16 protein-coding genes are annotated in these 16,952 nt (G+C 44.7%); all 16 read right to left on the reverse strand.

What is annotated here, in order from left to right; all coding sequences use genetic code 11:
* Positions 1–2: 2 nt before the first annotated feature.
* Positions 3–320: a hypothetical protein gene (locus HYN59_RS06120; RefSeq protein ID WP_108777428.1), complete on the reverse strand. Its 318-nt coding sequence runs from the start codon at positions 318–320 to the stop codon at positions 3–5.
* Positions 321–443: 123 nt separating this feature from the next.
* On the reverse strand, positions 444–1,466 hold the full coding sequence (locus tag HYN59_RS06125; RefSeq protein ID WP_108777429.1) for a hypothetical protein: 1,023 nt from the start codon (positions 1,464–1,466) through the stop codon (positions 444–446).
* A gap of 202 nt (positions 1,467–1,668) precedes the next feature.
* A complete protein-coding gene (locus HYN59_RS06130) occupies positions 1,669–2,970 on the reverse strand; it encodes an SMI1/KNR4 family protein (protein WP_108777430.1) in 1,302 nt (433 codons plus the stop codon).
* Positions 2,971–2,994: 24 nt separating this feature from the next.
* On the reverse strand, positions 2,995–4,383 hold the full coding sequence (locus HYN59_RS06135; RefSeq protein WP_108777431.1) for a leucine-rich repeat domain-containing protein: 1,389 nt from the start codon (positions 4,381–4,383) through the stop codon (positions 2,995–2,997).
* Positions 4,384–4,399: 16 nt separating this feature from the next.
* Positions 4,400–5,140 carry a hypothetical protein gene (locus HYN59_RS06140; protein ID WP_108777432.1) on the reverse strand — a complete coding sequence of 247 codons (741 nt, stop codon included), beginning with the start codon at positions 5,138–5,140 and terminating at the stop codon, positions 4,400–4,402.
* Positions 5,141–5,259: 119 nt separating this feature from the next.
* Positions 5,260–7,053 (reverse strand): tetratricopeptide repeat-containing sensor histidine kinase, encoded by a 1,794-nt coding sequence (locus tag HYN59_RS06145; protein ID WP_108777433.1) that lies wholly within the window; start codon positions 7,051–7,053, stop codon positions 5,260–5,262.
* Positions 7,050–8,825, reverse strand: coding sequence for a tetratricopeptide repeat-containing sensor histidine kinase (locus HYN59_RS06150; protein ID WP_146185874.1), 1,776 nt, complete (start codon positions 8,823–8,825; stop codon positions 7,050–7,052). The genes HYN59_RS06145 and HYN59_RS06150 overlap by 4 nt, the downstream gene beginning before the upstream one ends.
* Positions 8,826–8,838: 13 nt before the next feature.
* Positions 8,839–9,597, reverse strand: a complete 759-nt coding sequence (locus HYN59_RS06155) for a LytR/AlgR family response regulator transcription factor (RefSeq protein WP_108777435.1) — start codon at positions 9,595–9,597, stop codon at positions 8,839–8,841.
* Positions 9,598–9,621: 24 nt separating this feature from the next.
* A complete protein-coding gene (locus tag HYN59_RS18145) occupies positions 9,622–10,440 on the reverse strand; it encodes a WGR domain-containing protein (protein WP_219928796.1) in 819 nt (272 codons plus the stop codon).
* A 307-nt stretch (positions 10,441–10,747) separates the two neighbouring features.
* Entirely contained in the window at positions 10,748–11,644 is an 897-nt protein-coding gene (locus HYN59_RS06165) for a helix-turn-helix domain-containing protein (RefSeq protein ID WP_108777436.1), read from the reverse strand.
* Between the two features lie 196 nt (positions 11,645–11,840).
* Entirely contained in the window at positions 11,841–12,662 is an 822-nt protein-coding gene (locus HYN59_RS06170) for an SDR family oxidoreductase (RefSeq protein ID WP_108777437.1), read from the reverse strand.
* Between the two features lie 156 nt (positions 12,663–12,818).
* Positions 12,819–13,253: a DUF8192 domain-containing protein gene (locus tag HYN59_RS06175; RefSeq protein WP_108777438.1), complete on the reverse strand. Its 435-nt coding sequence runs from the start codon at positions 13,251–13,253 to the stop codon at positions 12,819–12,821.
* 80 nt (positions 13,254–13,333) lie between these two features.
* Positions 13,334–14,221: a glycoside hydrolase family 130 protein gene (locus HYN59_RS06180; protein WP_108777439.1), complete on the reverse strand. Its 888-nt coding sequence runs from the start codon at positions 14,219–14,221 to the stop codon at positions 13,334–13,336.
* A complete protein-coding gene (locus tag HYN59_RS06185; RefSeq protein ID WP_108777440.1) occupies positions 14,218–15,006 on the reverse strand; it encodes an SDR family NAD(P)-dependent oxidoreductase in 789 nt (262 codons plus the stop codon). The genes HYN59_RS06180 and HYN59_RS06185 overlap by 4 nt, the downstream gene beginning before the upstream one ends.
* A gap of 138 nt (positions 15,007–15,144) precedes the next feature.
* Complete coding sequence (locus HYN59_RS06190) at positions 15,145–16,224, reverse strand: DUF6438 domain-containing protein (protein ID WP_146185875.1); 1,080 nt, start codon at positions 16,222–16,224, stop codon at positions 15,145–15,147.
* An 80-nt stretch (positions 16,225–16,304) separates the two neighbouring features.
* The gene (locus tag HYN59_RS06195; protein WP_108777442.1) at positions 16,305–16,889 is read right to left on the reverse strand and encodes an alpha-ketoglutarate-dependent dioxygenase AlkB; all 585 of its coding nucleotides are present in this window, start codon (positions 16,887–16,889) and stop codon (positions 16,305–16,307) included.
* Between the last annotated feature and the right edge of the window lie 63 nt (positions 16,890–16,952).

Genomic DNA, 16,952 nt, shown 5'->3' on the forward strand with positions numbered 1-16,952 from the left:
TCTTATTTGCAAAGTTTAATTTCTTTTCCGCTGTCAGAATCCTCGAATTTCTTGAACAGCTTACCGTCTACATACACTTCATAGCCGGCCTTTACAGGAACCTTTACTTTTTCGCCTGCCTTGTATTTTGAGGTAGATGAAGAGCCTTCCGCACGTACGCGTACTTCGATCTCCTTAGAGCAGTTGTTTACAAGGTACACATCAAAGTAGCCTCCGACAGCGTTAACGATTACAGGGGTTACTGTAGTTGCTGCTGTTACTGCCTGCGAAGCCATTACGGCAAACAGCACCATCGCTGAGATTTTTTTAAATGCATTCATGTTTTTAAATTGTTTTAAGGTTATAAATAGGTTTTTTAAAAGTTGCTTAACAGGGTGAACCTGCTAATATATCAATAATTACCTTCAGCACAATGCCTATAGTAAAAACTTGTTAATTATTTCTTAATTCATTAAACATGCTTCATACAGCCTTTGATATAAAGCATCATCATACACCGGTTTCATAGGGAGTATTTCCTTGTTTTTATAGAACAGTTCTTTGTCATAATCCGACTTAAGGTCCATCAGGTTCTTTTGCGGGACAGATAGTTTCTTAACGTCGGCGAGCGCAGCTTTCCGCTTGTCTTTTTCCAGGGCACTAAACAGTTCTGTAAGTATGGCTATGGCTTCTACACCATCTTCATCGAAACCCCAGTTGGCATGGTGGTAAGCACGGTACTGCAGCTGGCGCACTGCTTGCAGCCCTTCATAAGCCGGTGACTGTTTTTCATTCCAGGCTTTCCATGCTAATGCTGCTGTTTCCGCATCAAACATCGCGTCAAATGACGGGTTAGGCAGCTTCGGAGTATTAGCTTCCGACTGGTTGTCCCTGTAGCCCATCAGCAGTCCTGTCAGTTCCGGGAAGGCCTTCGGGTCTATGTGCCTGCTCCACTTTGCGCCACGCTTCAGCATATGCTCTATTATCTCCAGGCTTACCTGCTCCAGGTCGGAAATACGTTTTTCATAATACCTTTCGTAGATGTATATCATATCATCCAGCATATAGCTTTTTGATTTCCAGGTAAGATTCAGGTCCGCATTGTATCGAATGACAAGTTCCGAGGCAAAAAGCAGTGTGAACAGGTACACCTCGTGGTTTATACGGTTTCGTACACCCAAAAACTGGTGTATATGCAGTATATTAGACAATGCCGAAAGCCCATAAGGTGCGCCCATGTCGGGGTCGGCACCGCGGTCCACCAGCATCCTTGCGATCTCAAGCTTTTCGGCGTAATTCTTATTGGTAAAGTCGCCCGACAATGCCCGGTTGATCAGCGGGAAAGCATTCTTGCGCGCCGATGCAAACAGGAAAGATGCACCGTGCACGTTATGCTCATCCATCAGTTTGGTGAATGATGCTACATCGGCTTTATCAATTGCCGTTTGTAGCTCCTTACTTAATTCGGGGTTGAGTACTGTAACCATTACTTGTATTGATTTTAGTAACTGTTTATTTTTTTAATTAACCACATAGATACATAGGTTTCATAGTGATTTATGATCGTAAAAGGAAACATACTTGCACATAGTGAAGCGTAGCTTCATGCTCTGTGTTACTTAATTGAGTCTAATAGTTTCTTTCTAAATACTATGTGCCTATGTGGTTAAATATTGATTTTATTTAAACCTATCGTTCCCTTTTTTCAATGTATTTGTCTATCCACTCTTCAAAAGAATCGGCTACATGGTCATACTCTGGGCCGCTGTTTTTGCGTAGTATGATCTGGCCATGCTTTCCGCCTTCCGACGGGTCAAGGTCCATAAAATGGATGTCGCCGCTGCCATCGCCCAAAAGAGGTATCCACAGCGGGTTCCAGTACAATGGCTTTACTTCGTCTATGGCATCTTCTTCAGGGATTTCGCCGCCAAATTCCTTGTTCAGGCTGTCCCACAGGTTCCATTCCTGCTTTATTTTCGATAGTGGGAAAAGCCCTTCCGAGCCTTCTGCAAGCAATCCGGAATTGAAAACATTTCCGGTATCCTGCCCGTCATGCACCAGGTAAAATTCCCTGAGGATTTCCGGCAGCTCTGTGCCCACCGTTTTTTCAAACTCCTGCCACTCACTTAGTGACACAGGCTCATTGAACGTATTTATACTGCCGGGGTTTTCCCTTTCGGCAAGCAGCTCTATCAGGTCCCATTTCAGTTTTACCCTGTCAGCTATAGCACCCCATTGTTTAGTGGTCCTTATATATTTCAGGATATACCATATGTAGCCGCCTAAAAGTGTTATAGAATGGTCATCGCTTCCTTCGGCGTTGTATTTTTGCCTTAAGCCTTCCAGCGTATCGGCATACGGATCGATGGCATATTCCAAAAGGGCCTTATTATCCTGGTGGTCTTCAAGGAGCTTGAATATATCGGCTTGGGTATCAAGGCCCGATGCCATTATAATATTGTTTACCGCAGTTGCTGTCGGTTTGTCCCATTCTTTAAAATTTATCAGGAATGAGCGGGCTCCTATCTGGGAGTCGAATATCTTGTACAGCACATCGGCAAAAGCTATCATCACTTTAGCGCCTTCCTTATCGTTCTCTTCAATGAGCTCTGCAAGGCCCCTGGCCTCATTCGATACCACAAGGTAGGGGAAGCCCATTGCCATCATAAAGCCGCTTATATCCACCTGGTTATGGTTGATGAACTGGTCTATGAATATGCTGATGCCTTTCAGGGTATACTTGTTTATGAAATCTTCCATCAGCGAAAGGTGCCTTGGCAGCACTTCCATGACCTTTTCCATAGTGTCGGACAGCTCATCGTGCGTATAGAATTTTTCATAGACCATTATCGACAGAACGCGCTCCATTATTTCCTGGTCCACGGCAAGGACGGCTTTATCGGTACGGTAAGCTTCCCTTGTCATCTCTATTCCTTCTGTAAAATCGTTCAGCGATGATGACTGTAGTTTTTCTATGATAGTGTCTCTCATTGTATTGTTTTATTGATGTTTTAATTACCACTTCTCAAAAGGATACTTTTCATAAATATCAACTACCATAACTTCACACAGGCTTATGAACTTTTCAGTATCGAACCAATCGAATGGCTCCAGCTTTTTCCGCATCTTGTCATAGTCTTCCGGGGTAGTGGTCTCGTCTATATATTTAAAGGATTTCAGCGCCTTGTTCACTTGCTTGAGCTTTTCAGGGGCGTTGTCGTCTATATAGTTATAATAGGTTCCCAGCGACCTGCCATGCTCATCTTCATAATAGCATTTGGTAACTGCAATGGCAAGTTCCGGGAAATAGTTTGGCGCTTCATTGGCCTTATATTTTGAAATAAGCTCTTTCACCAAAGGAATGTTCTCAAATTCCTTTATAAAATAGCTGATGGCGTTATACAGCACTTCATATTCATTATCCGGCATGAACTCAGCCTTTATGTCATCTTTATATATTTGCGGGAGGTTGGGCAGCGCAAAAATGCTTTCCGGTATGGTTTTTATTTCAGGGTTATCTTCTTTCGAAAGGCCAATGTTTTTTAGCTTTACAAAATTGCCGATAGCTTCAGGCACCGCAGTAAGGCGTGTGTTATAAAGGGTAAACCAGGTTATTTCTGTCAGCGAAAAAATATCGTCCGGCAGTGTTGTTACCGGCATCTTGATAACAAGTTCTTTCAAGTTTAATAATTTGCCTGCTCCTTCCGGAAACACATCCAGGTTTGTCCTGATGTTTAATTTTTGCAGCGATGGCTGGTCAAATACAAACGACGGGAATTTGTCAAAGTCGCCACCTATCTTAATCTCGTAGATGTTAGGCATGTCGATAGTGTCAAAATCAAAATGCACCTTTCCTTCTGTACGGCAGGTAAGGCTCGCTAAAGATGGTGCGAGTTGCGGCACAACGTCCCACACCAGCTGCGCTACGCGCTCGCTAAGTTCGTCGCCAATATACAGGCGCACGATATTTGGGTCGTTATTGTCATACAATTCATTAAGAAGGTAATATTTTATCTCCTCATCGCTCGCCTTTTCAAGGAAATGCTCGCGCATGTCCCTCACAGTATGGCTTACGATAGAGAGATACTTTAAAAACTGTAGCGTATTGAAGCCTTCAATTTTCTCAAGTTCCGGCACGTCGATGGCCAGGTTCTTCATGGCCGAATAATTGCTGTAATCCCTTTTAGAAACTACCTTTAACGCCTGCTTAACCGGCTCCCCGCCAATCTTGCCTAACATGGTCTTAAAATTTTTCTTCAGGTCTTTATCATAAAGGGTGGTAATCACGGCAAGCAGCATTTCGTCAACGCCTTCCGGTTTTTGTTCTGGGTTGGCCGCAAGGAAGTCGTATATCTTGCGCGCGCCAAACCCCCGTATATGGGAAAATATTTCTTTGTAATTCATTTTGTTTTATTATTGGTTAAAGAGAAGCGCCATATTCCCGCAGCCTGTTTTCAATAAAACTGAGGTCATTTTCAGGGAAGGCTATTTTCAGGTCGCGGTAGGTTTTTACAAGGCTGCCTATTTCAGTTCCGTATGCAGCGACTTCTTCTTTATCGATGAAAAGCAGCTGCCAGTTTTCGATGCAATACATCTTCAGGCAGGTCTCGTAATATTCCCGCAGCGAAAGTTTCAGGTGATGCACGTTTTCATCCTGGTACAGGTACAGCTTGTTTTCGAATATAGAATTATCAGTCTTGCTGTCAAAGCAAATGCAGGCATACTGGTACTTCACATTGGTATTGTCAATAATGTGCAGCTTTTTTATCAGCTCATAATCCTTATTGTCTTCATCAGTCAGGTCTTTGAGCCATGGCTTGCTGTTTAAAAAATTCCGTGGGCTTGTAAAGCTGTAGGAGCCAATGTTATCCTGCCTGTGTGCCAGGTTGGGGTGGTTGCTATTATCTTTTTCAAAAGAATATTGCAGGTTATTGTCCCATGATACTTCAATGAGCTCTTTAAACGAGTCATCAAGGCTAAAGGTAAAGTCGCGCTCATAATCCGGTTCGTCATCGGGTTCACCGTTGAGCACATAGAGCTGGATATTGATATGGGCTGGGATTATCTCAAGGTAACCACCTCCGCAGCTTTCGATTCCTGTCCGGGGATTGTGCTGTAATTGGGTTTTAAAATCTTCGTATTTTTGGGTAAGATCGTACATGATAATAATTGGTGGTTTGATTTTACTGCAAGGTATTATATAATGTGCAATATAGATTTATAAATGATTATCCGGACAGGTTTGTTGAAAATTTGCCCTAAGTGTAAAGAAAATTTGTTTTAATCCGTAACATAGGGTATTTCAAACCATGCCATGACACCGGTAATCACGCCCTCTTTTGAGGTATTTACTAACTTAACAGGATCAGTGAACGGTTGCCCGTTAGCCAGCCGCTCTACAGTTATATGTACCGATGCCGATTCCAGTATCGCCTGCCTTTCACCGGGTTCCAGCGGGCCGCCGGTATTGCTTACCTCAAATACCAGTTTGCCGTTCTTCATCAGGAACCGCACTTCAACCGACCGTTCCGTAACCTCTGACTTCGCTGCCCGCTCCACCGCATTGGTAATCAGGGGGAGTGTAAGCATTGGCGGAATGTAGATGGCCTCACTATCAATATCATCCTCATCAACGGTAAAGCTAAAGCTCCCCGGATGCAGCAGCTGCTGTACGGCAAGGTAGTTGGTTATCATCACGATCTCTTCATCAAGCGCTATATAGTCGCCGGTGCTGTTTTCCAGTATCTGGCGTGTCAGCCGTGCAAATTTGGAGAGGTAGGCAGCGGCAACATCGGGTTTGTCCTGCCTGATGAGGGTTTGTATGCTGCTGATGGATGATGTTATGAAATGAGGGCTCATTTGCGTGAGCAGCAGTTGCTGGCGCAGGGTGTTGCTCTTTTTGGAAAGCAGCATATTTTTCTTTTTAAAGTAACGGAACAACAGTACCGTAACCAGCACGAGGAACAGCGCTACCAGTACCGAAACCCATATTTTCACGCTTTTACGGAAGCTTTCCTGTTCCTGCTTTGCCTTTTGGAGTTCCCGCTGTTGTTTTAGCAGCTTGTTTTGGGTCCTGATCCTTTCGGTCTTAAAGTTAAAAGCCATGTTATCCACAGTGCTTTTTTTCCTGTCGGCATAATACTTTTCCTCAAGCGCTTCATGTTCCTTCAGGAATTGGTAGGCCTTTTGGAAATCTCCCATGCCGGAATATACTTCGCTCAGGCAAAATGCGGCAGTTGAAAGCATGTCGTTGTCGCCCGATTTAGCAGATTCGGCATATACGATCTTTATATGGTATTCGGCCTCTTTATACTTTTTATTGGCGGTGCATATTTTTCCGTAATAGATACGGTTGATGGCAACATCTGCCGGGTCGTACTCCAAGGCAGCCTCAAGCCCTTTCCGGAAATAACGCTCTGCGGTAACCTTGTCCGGGTCGCCCCCAAACGGATCGCTGTAGCAAAATCCCAGGGAGCTGTATATATTGTCGATGTCGCCATATTTCTGTAATTTTTTTGCCAATGCCAACGATTCTTTAAACATCGGTATGGCGCGTGATGTATTCCACCCGTTCCAGAGATCGCCCGCCCGCCATAAGGCATGTTCCAGCAGCGTATCGTTTTTAACTTTTCTCAGTACTTCAACGGCCTTATCGGCATAGCCCATTGCTTCAAGAAATTGCCCGTGCTCTTTTTTGCAGACCTCAAGCGTCATGTAGCATTTTGCGAGTAGTTGCCCGGGCGGATATTTTTCAAGGATATTTACAGCTTCCTCCCCAAGGCCTATAGCCGTTTCGTAGTTTGCCGTGCGGGAATAAAGGACCGATAAATTGAACAGGCTGCAGCCCAGTTTTTCATCAAGCTTTTGTTTCCTGGAAAGGGCAATCGCTTTTTTGTAATACGTTTCCGCCTGCGGATATTCTTTTTTTTCGAGGTAGCGGTTGCCCAGCTGGTTTAGCGAATCAGCCTGCGCTTCAAAATTAGCTTTATTAGCATTTGCCTGTGCCATTGATACCTGCGGTACAAAAAGCACCAGGCAGGACATCAGGAAGCATATGGCAAGGCATCGCTTCATGCGGGCTTATTCTTTATTTTGTAAGGGATGGCAAAGCGGCTCACCGCTCCCCGTGCAACGCCGTTTTCAATAATGTTGGCTACCTCAATATCGCCCGGCACTGCATTGAGCCTTTCCGATGTAATTTTTGTAGCCATAGACCGGTGGCCTTTCCGTGTCTCCCCGGTGAGGCCCTTTCCGTTATCCGACACCTCAAAGTAAAGTTTCCGCTGCTTTTTATAGAACCGTACATATATCATTCCGCCTTCCTTCTTTTCGGCGAGGCCGTGCTTTACAGCATTTTCTATAAATGGCTGCGTAAGCATCGGCGGGATGTACGTTGTTTCGGTATCTATACCGTCATCAGCGGTAATTTCAAAGTCGAAGTTGTGGTTGTAGAGTAGTTGCTGAATTACCAGGTAGTTAGCCGTCATGTTGATCTCTTCCTTCAGGCTGATGTACATCAATGACGAATTTTCAAGTATTTGCAGCGTGAGTTCCGAGAATTTCGACAGATAATCTACCGCTTCATCATTCTTATCTTCATAAATGAGGCTCTGGATCGTATCCACGGAATTAAAGATAAAGTGCGGGTTCATTTGTGTAAGCAGCAATTTCTGTTTCAGCTCATTGTTCCGGTTAACCGTAATAGCCCTTTTTTGCCTGAAATAAAAATACAGGAATAGCAGTACGGTAGCCAGTACAATGATAGCAAAAATAAAAAAGAACAGGAAAGCATTTTTTCGGGAATCGGCTTGCTCTGCGGCTATCTTTTTCGTTTCTGCCTCTGTTTCCAAAAGCTTGTTCTGGAGCATTAGCTGTTCGGCATCATATTTTGTTGCTACCGCATCAGTGCTTGTAAGTGTTACGGCATCTCGTAACTCCCTGTCTGCAATGACGGCCTCCAGCTCATAGTTATAGGCCTGTTCATAGTTTCCCTGTGCCAGGTACAGCTTTGCCATACTTTTGTTGGCAAGCATATATTCTTCGTTGTCTTCATCGGCAGGCCGCAGGCTGATGCACTTTTCGAGCCATGATTGTGCCTGCCCGTAGTCTTTCAGCGAAAGGCACAATTCTCCCAAATGGCGCTGTATAGACATTTCGGTGTCTACGTAAGGATTTTTCTTCAGGTCTTCAAGGGCTTCCAGGTAGTATTTTTCGGCAACCCGTGGCCTGCCTAAGGAAGTATGGCAAAACCCTGCTTTATCTTTTATATACGCTGGTGCGTTATAAAATCCGTTGCCACGCGTTTCGTCAAGGGCATCTGTCAGTTGCTTTAAGGCTTCGGTATAGTTGCCACGGTCTATAAAAAAGTCGGCATAGATAACTTTTGCTGTTGCCGCCTCACCTTTTTTATGCGGGTTATCCCTGAATAATGAAAGCGCTTTACGGTGGTATGAGGCTGCTTTTTTATAGTCTTTTTTATACAGGTATACCTGCGCCATCACGCTATAGCATTTTGCTATGCCTATAGGATTCTCCATTTTTTGCCATGATTCTAGGGCCATCATGATATTATAAAAAGCATCGTCGTACTCGCGCGACCTTACATACGCCTGTGCAACCTTGTAATACGAATTCACCCGGATCTCAGGTTTGGCATTCATGAGCCTTGCATCTACATAATTCTGCTCGAAAGCCGCTTTCCGGTTCAGGCCCATCCTGCTGAAGGAGTCGACTGCCCTTTGCAGGGAATCTGTTTCCTTAAAATCCTGGGCATAGAGTATACTGCCCGCGCAGCAAAAAACGCAGGACAATATCAGGCTCCATTTTTTTATACAGGCAAAGCTCACAGTTCGTAAGGGATTACCACTTGCTGTAGCTCTCCAGGATGGTTAAAAACTCTTCTTTTTTGCGCACCGCCAATGGTATTTTCGATTTGTCTTTCATTACAATGGTAGCGCCGCCATCAGCCTTGATCAAATGGTCGAAATAAAGCATGTTAATAAGGTGCGACTGGTGCGACCTGAAAAAGCCTTGCGGCGTGAGCATAGTTTCATAATCCTTAAGGGTGTTGGATACCACAAGGTTGGGCGCGTTTATAAAATAAAAAGTAGTATAGTTCTTGTCCGATTCGCAATGCAGGATGTCCTGTACGTTTACAGAGTATACTTTTTCAGCCGTTTTAAGGATGAGCTTCTGCAGGTTCCTTGGGCGTTCCATGTTCGAGAAAAGGGTACTCAGCTTCAAGTCAAGTACTTCCTTGTTCACGCTTTCCTCTGCTTTTTTCACGGCCTCAATAAGGTCGGAGGGCTCTACAGGCTTCAACAGGTAGTCTATTGCGCTGAAGCGGAAGGCAGTTATGGCAAATTCCTGGTACCCGGTAATGAATATCACTTTAAAATTGATAGGGCTCAGTTCCCTTAGCAGGTCGAAACCGGTACCATCAGGCATCTCCACATCCAGGAACACGAGGTCCGGGAGGTATTTCCGTATCGCTTCTATACCCGATTTTACATTTTCGGCTTCGGCAATAACAGCCACACCGGGACAGTGCTGCTTTATTGTCGCAATGTTTTTTGCCCTTATTTTATCAACGTCATCAATGACTATAGCTCTTAGCATAATTGTTTTGTTTTCTGTTATTTATTAGTTTGCCCGCATATAGCCTTTACCCAGCTTTTCATTGATGAGCTTGTCGCGTTCTTTTTCTGCCTTCTGCAAAGAGTCAAAAGTCTTTACGTTCTTTTGCCCGGCAGTGCCTGTTTTGCCATAGGTTATATACAGGGTGGTTCCGTCCTGCACAACCTGCCAGAATTTGTCGCTTTTATCATCTTTGTAGGTCAGTAGTATTGGTTCGCCCTCTTCTGCTTTAATTTCGGGCTTGTAATAAGACGACAGGTTGAATGCAGCCGTTTCATAGCGCATCTTTTCCCGCAGGTGGTACAGGTAGGCCGCATCGCCAACCTCAAATTCCAGTGTATACAAATCTTTTTCGAGTTTCCTCTTTACCGGTTTGGACACTATTATCCTGTTTGCCGCTTCAATCACTTTAAGGGGTTCATTGTCGAATCGTATGTAATGCTGGCCGTTGCTCATCCCACCGCCCGAGGTTTTCACACCATACTGCCGGAACAGCTCTTCATTGTTCTTTTCACGGTAGGCGCTGTTTTCGCGCTTATCGGCTTCTTCTTTGGTTATATTGAGCTGCCTTCCATCATTATAAAAATGCAGCGTGTCATATTCCTCTTTCAGCGGATGTTCTGTAACCAATTTTCCCCATTCCTGCTCAGACATAGGCAGCTTGTCAAAATAAGGCCTTTCAATATGCCCCGTTTCCAGCAATATCTGTAACGAAAAGTCTTTGGAGCCGATATCGCTCCCCGCATCGGGATGTATTACCCGCACCTCGGCAGTAACTTTGGTATCTTCTATTTTTTTGATGGTGATCCTGTATAGTGACGACATAGGGATGTTTTTTATATCCGTCCGCTAATATATAAAAACAAAAAGCCCCAAAACCGCGAAATGAAAATTCGTACTTGTTTTTTGATAGTTCGTACGATAAGGCATAAAAAAAACCGCCCTCTCAGGCGGATATGTTGATTACAAATATAAAAGTGTCTGAAAGCTTTTTTAAAAATTATACCTACAGGGTCTCAAAGACCTTGCAGGAGACCAACCGGACTGTAGTTAGTTCTCCCAAGCTGCAAGGTTTTTAAAACCTTGCAGGTTTAAATGAATCGGACTATTCTACATGCATAAATGTGTTATTTCAATTCAGGAACTGCTTACGGTATTCCACAGGGCTAAAGCCTGTCTCTTTTTTAAAGAGCCTCGAAAAATAAGGCGGGTTCTCAAAGCCGAGAAGATAAGCCGTTTCGCTCACGGTCTTTTCCGAGCCCTGTAGGATATTCTTAGCCTCGGATATCAGGAAAATATGGATAAGCTCCAGTGCCGTCTTGCCTGTTTCCTGCCGCAGCAGGTCGCTCAGGTAGCGTGGGGAGGTGTTAAGTGCGTCCGCCATTGCCTTTACGCTTGGCAGGCCTTTATCGCGTAGCTGCCCGTCCTCAAGGTACGACGATAAGGTGCTGTTGAAACGCGAAACCGTTTTGCCCGACAGCTGTGTACGGTTGATAAACTGCCGCTTGTAAAACCGCTGCGAGTATTTCAGTATCGAATCGATATGCGTGAGCATAATATCGCGGCTGTACTCATCCTCATTGTTTATATATTCGGCCTGCATCTTATAGAAAAGGTCCCATACGATCTGTTCTTCACGTACCGAAAGGTGCAGGGCTTCATTCGCCTCGTAATCAAAGTAGCCGTATTTCTTTATATCCAGGTGCAATACATGGTTGTAAAGGTAATCTTCGTGCATGAAGATGATAAAGCCGTTTTCCTCAAGCTCCACGTCCTTCATCTGCATCACCTGGCGGGGTTTTATAAAAGACATCGAGCCATTGTCGTGATCATATTTTGTCCGGCCATAAAGTATTACGCCCGCCTTCATTTTTTTGAACATGATCATGTAGAAATCGGCTGTAAATTCGTCCCTTATCAGGTTGCAGGTGTCTATTTTGCTGCATTCTACCAGGCTTAATAGCGGGTTTTCAGGGGGCTCAAAACCATTGAAACGGTTAAAATCGCTGATGCTTTTAAAATGTTCCATAATTTAAAATGATAAAACACCTGCGCAATATAGCGCAGATGTTATTGTAAAGGTAATTAGAAAAATTTAGTTTGATATAACCTGAAAGTCATGTTTGTCACATCGAGCGGAGTCGGGATGGAAAACAACCAAATGCCGCATTTCGACTGCGCTCAATGTGACATTTGATTATTTTCTTCAGGATTAAATCACCCAATTACTTCCCATGCGCTGCCACAGAAACATCGTTCCATTCTTCCCATGTGGCAAGGCGGTCAGCATACACCTGTTTTACCCATGGCAATGCTACTTTGCCCAGGAACAGGCGCAGCGGCGGGTTTTCGGCATCAATAAGTTTAACGATGGCGCTTGTTGTAGCTTCCGGCTGCCCGAAAATATCGGTGTCGCTCATTCCTTCCTGAAAGGCTGCTTTCACCCCGTCATAAGCACTTATCGGCTGGCTTTGTACAGCAGATGCGCCTGCCCAGTCGGTAGCGAAGCCGTTCGGTTCCACAAGGGTCACTTTGATGCCGAAGTCTTTTACCTCGCTTGCCAGTGTTTCTGTAAGGCCTTCCACGGCAAATTTCGAAGCATTATAAATGCCCAGTACCGGCAGGGTAACAAGGCCCAGTACGCTCGATACCTGTATGATATGCCCGTGGCCCTGTGCCCTCATTATCGGCAGTGCTGCCTGTGTTATCCAAAGCAGCCCGAATACATTTGTCTCTATCTGGTCGCGTGCTTCTTTTTCGGTAGCTTCTTCAATGGTCCCAAAAAGCCCATAACCGGCATTATTGATCACCACATCCAGCGTGCCGAAGTGCGCTGCTGCCTTGTTTATGGCTGCAAAGCTTTCCTCGCGGCTGTTCACATCGAGTTGAAGCGGAAGCACGGCATCGCCATATTGCGCAACCAGGTCGTTAAGGGTTTCAATATTCCTTGCTGTGGCAACTACTTTGTCACCGCGTTTTAAAAAGGCTTCTGCCCAAAGGCGTCCAAATCCCCTTGAAGCGCCTGTTATAAAAATTGTTTTAGACATTGTTTTGTATCATTAAAGTTTGATGGTACAAAGCTATGGCAGCAGCAGGGCTGGGGACTTATACAAAACTGCGTAATGACGATACATTTTACCGCAAACAAAAACCGCCTTTACAAAATTTGCAAAGGCGGCTGTAATTTTATACAGGCAATCCCGTTACGCTACACCGGGCACTTCCCAGATGCCTTCGGCTACGCGGCGGACAACCCTTTTTATTTTATCCCGGGTCATCGGTACTTTTGTCCAAAAAGTCAGAACAGCGTCATACCCGCCTGAAAGCCTTTTTTCTTCTTCGGTCAAAGGGTAGGGGTCAGAAGCTATAGGCAGCGTGGTCACTTCTATACGGTCTTTAATGCTTTTAAAATAATCTTCTTTGCCGCACAGCCTCGATCCTGCCGATCCGCCCAGTATGAGTACCTTCTTTCCGGTAAAATCAAATCCTTTTCGGTCGCTTTTATTGAAGTATTCATTCAGGAAAGCGGCTTCTTCGTCGGTAAGCGCAGGGTCGTTGTCAAGCCCGCACTTCCCGATATATTGGGCATACATGCCCATAGAGGCCATAAGCAGTAAGAGTTGGAGGTAGTTCTTCATGGTTGCAGTTTTGATTAATAACTGCGTTTTGAAAGGATTATTTTACAACGCCCCCGAATTAACAGGTCATTATATGTTTTTTATGGCCCTTCAACCGAGATAATAGCCCTGAATGGCTGCTGGTCTTCGGTAGAATAATACAGCCAGATATCATTGCCATCACGCAGGTTTGAAGCCGAAAATGCAATATCTACCTGTCCGGGCTTGCTTGCCGGCGGCGTAATCAACGGCTCTTCGCTCCGTGCTGTAATTTTTCCATGATCGTCCATCTCTACCCACCCGATGCGCCAGTGTGCCTGCGGGTTAGAACCGTTGTAGAACATCACGGTCTGGAAATCCTTGTCAACCAATGCCGGCCCCGCGCTCAAATGGTAAGAATCCCAGGAGTCATCCCGTGCCTGCAAAAATTCGCCCTCTATGCGCCACGGGCCATCCGGATTTTTACTGAACGCCCTCCCAAGCTTCGACCTGCCATCCTGTGCATATTCAAAGAACAGGGCCCACATGCCGTTCTTCAGCCGTGTGAGGGTCGCTTCTTTTGGGTTCAGGTACGGCTCTTTGCTCGCTATCGATATCTCTTCAACTTTCAGGTTGCGCGGATCATCGCCTGTGGCCAGCATGAGCTGCCCTTCACGCTTGGTAACATTCCAGCCGGTGTAGTACACATAATATTTCCTGTCGAAGAGAATAACCGACGGGTCCTCGCAGCCGTCCTTATCATAACTTTGGGTACTTGGCGCAAGGCACGGCCCATCATCCATCTTAAAGTTAAGGCCGTCTTTCGATGTGCCGAAATAAGCGCGTGCTGCCTGCTGCGTTACATCATCAGACGGGTTCACGGCCCGTATCAGCATTTTGTATGTATGTTTCTCTTTCCATACGTAGGGGCTCAGCTTATACATGCCTGCCAGTGGCGCTGTGCATTCCAGCTCCAGCGGCTCGATCTTTTTTACGGTATACCTGCTCATGCTCCCTGTCCTAAATTTAAGCTCAGTCCGCCGTCGAGCGTGAAGGTTTGCCCTGCCGCATACGATGCATCATCCGAAACCAGATACGCCACAAGCTTTGCTACTTCCCAGGGTTCTGCTGCCCTGCGATATGGGATGTTCTGCTCGGCATTTTTAAGGTATTCCGGGTCGTCAAGGGCCTTTTGGTTCATAGGGGTAAGCACCATTCCGGGCGCTACGTTGTTTACGTTGATGCCGAACGGGCCAAGCTCCAGTGCAAGGGAACGCGTCAGGTTACGCACTGCACCTTTGCTGGCACAATAATCGGCACCACCTGCACGGGCCACTTCTTCGTGTATCGAGGAGATATTGACGATCTTGCCGCCGTTGCCATCGGCTTTACGGGCTTTTATAAACTCCCTGCAGGTGTAAAACGTCCCATACAAATTGGTACGCAGCGTGCGGTCGAACATTTCGATTTCCATGTCATCCACAAATATGCCCGATTCGTTCAGGCCTGCGCTGTTAACCAGTATCCACGGACTGCCGAATTGCTCTTTTGCCGTAGCGAACATTTCTACAATTTGTTTATAGTCGCCCACATCGGCTTTGTAGGTCAGCGCCCTGCTGCCGTTGTTTTTGACCTGTGAGGCGGTTTCGTTAGCGCCTTCTTCATCGCTATGGTAATTGATCACGATATTCGCACCGCGTTCGCTGAGTTCTATGGCACAGGCTCTGCCGATGCCCGAATCGCCACCGGTTATAATGGCTGTTTTACCTTGTAAAGGTTTGAAAGATTGTTCCATGCTTTTTTCATTAAGGCCTTTAAATTACTGAGAAATTTAAGGTTAATGATTTAAAGAAAGGATAATTGGCTTTGTGTTAACAGAAGACACCTGCACGGGTAGTATTCGAATGGGCGTAAGAAAGTTTTATAATGAATATTAATACTCTTTCAGGCGCGGTACTATATGGCCAACATTTTCAATTTTTATACCGAATATTTTTTCAACTTTAGTCCATTTTTGATTAAATCTAAGGTTACGAAACAGGTTGTAGGCAGCCATCAGGCCATATGTTCCTTTCATGCCATAATCATTAATATATTTTATTTTTCCGTTATCATATGTGATCTTTATTATACCGGTTGGAGCATCCGTATGCCCTACAGAATAGCTCTTGTCTAAATTTTTAAAATCGATGTAATTAAGGAGTTCCATTATTTGGTCATATTCGTTATCTTTAATCGTGGCGGTATAAACTCCTTCCATTTCAATATAATTATCAGGAAGGTCATTCCTGTTGTATGCAATTGCGATAAGTGTTGCAAACCTGTTTTTATTAATGGTCAATAGGAAATAAGGACAACTTCCAAAACAAGGATCTGATTCAAATTCTATCTTTTCTATTTTACTGTCAACGGGACTTTCATTGTATTCTGTAAACAAACCGAATTTTCCTGTAAGCTTAATTTCTTTGATGTCGTTGCCTCTTATAAGTCGATTTATAAGATATGGCTCTCCATTAGCGTAATGAATCTCAGGCATTAAAAAACTTCGAAGGTCATATATATTTTCTGGTTTATTGCCAAAATTCATTACAGCATAGGAGTGATACTCTAATCGCTCTCCTTCGTAGGCTGTTGATGTTGAGCCCCAACCTCCGAGTACTACAAGATCAGTATAGCTGTTATTATCAAGATCTGCTTTATAAAAGCTTTTTTTTATACCTGAACTTTTTATCCTTGCTTTCGTGATACTGTCCATTTCGGGATTTTTTAATGCATCCGAATAAGGTGATCTTTCTAATTTAAAATTGGTAAAGCCGCTGTCGATTGTTATTAAAAATTTCGACACATCTTTGTCTGTGGCTAAGCTGTCGACTTTTGACAGCCTTATTTGCGCTTTTACATATTTCTCTTGTTTCAGAGGTTTATAGTGTATAGTCGGCTCAGTGACCTTTATGGTATTTTCGTCTTTACAGGCAACAAATAACAATAGCAGGGGAATAATCAAAAGTCTCATAGGCTTGGATTAATTGGTTATTATTATAACTGCCGATGCGTAAAATTATTACGCCAAAGTAATACAATGCAACTTTTGACCTATCGCTCTAAAATGGTTTTCCTGAAAGTGAGCGAAATCCTCCTGCCCCTTTGATAGGCATTGCCGTCAAATTTATCTGTTTTCCGTGCGGCAATACCATGCATCCAACCGTACCTGCTATCACCTTTCAGGACGACCATGCTGCGTGGGGCGAGCAGCATCGGTATCTTTTCACCGGTTACTTTATTCGTAAAATCCATGACGCAGGGAGAACCTAAAGAAATGGAAACAATAGTGCCCTCAAAGCATGGCTCACAGTCGATGTGCGGAGTGATACCCTGCCCGGGCAAATATTCATTGATGATGAGCTGGTCGGGCACCACATCAAAATATCCTTCCGAATGCAGCCTGTCCGCAATGGCTTTCGCCCAGTCCGGCAGCGCGCCGATGTGCATGCCCAGGTCGATTCTCCTGGCTTTGTAATCGTACTTAAAGCCATAATGCTGCACCCTGCGTTTCAGGTCGCCAAGCCATTGCTGTTTATCAATAGTTGCTATTAAGCCCTCCTGTTCCTGTGCCGTAAAATAGTTCTCTATATATTGGAGGCCTGGGATGATTTGGGATTGTTGCGTAAATAGTTCCATAATGCCGTGAAGGTAGGATATTATCGGAATAACTAAACAGTAAATGAAAATATGGAGTGTATA

The sequence above is a fragment of the Flavobacterium album genome (assembly GCF_003096035.1).
In the GTDB taxonomy this organism is placed as follows: Bacteria; Bacteroidota; Bacteroidia; order Flavobacteriales; family Flavobacteriaceae; genus Flavobacterium; species Flavobacterium album.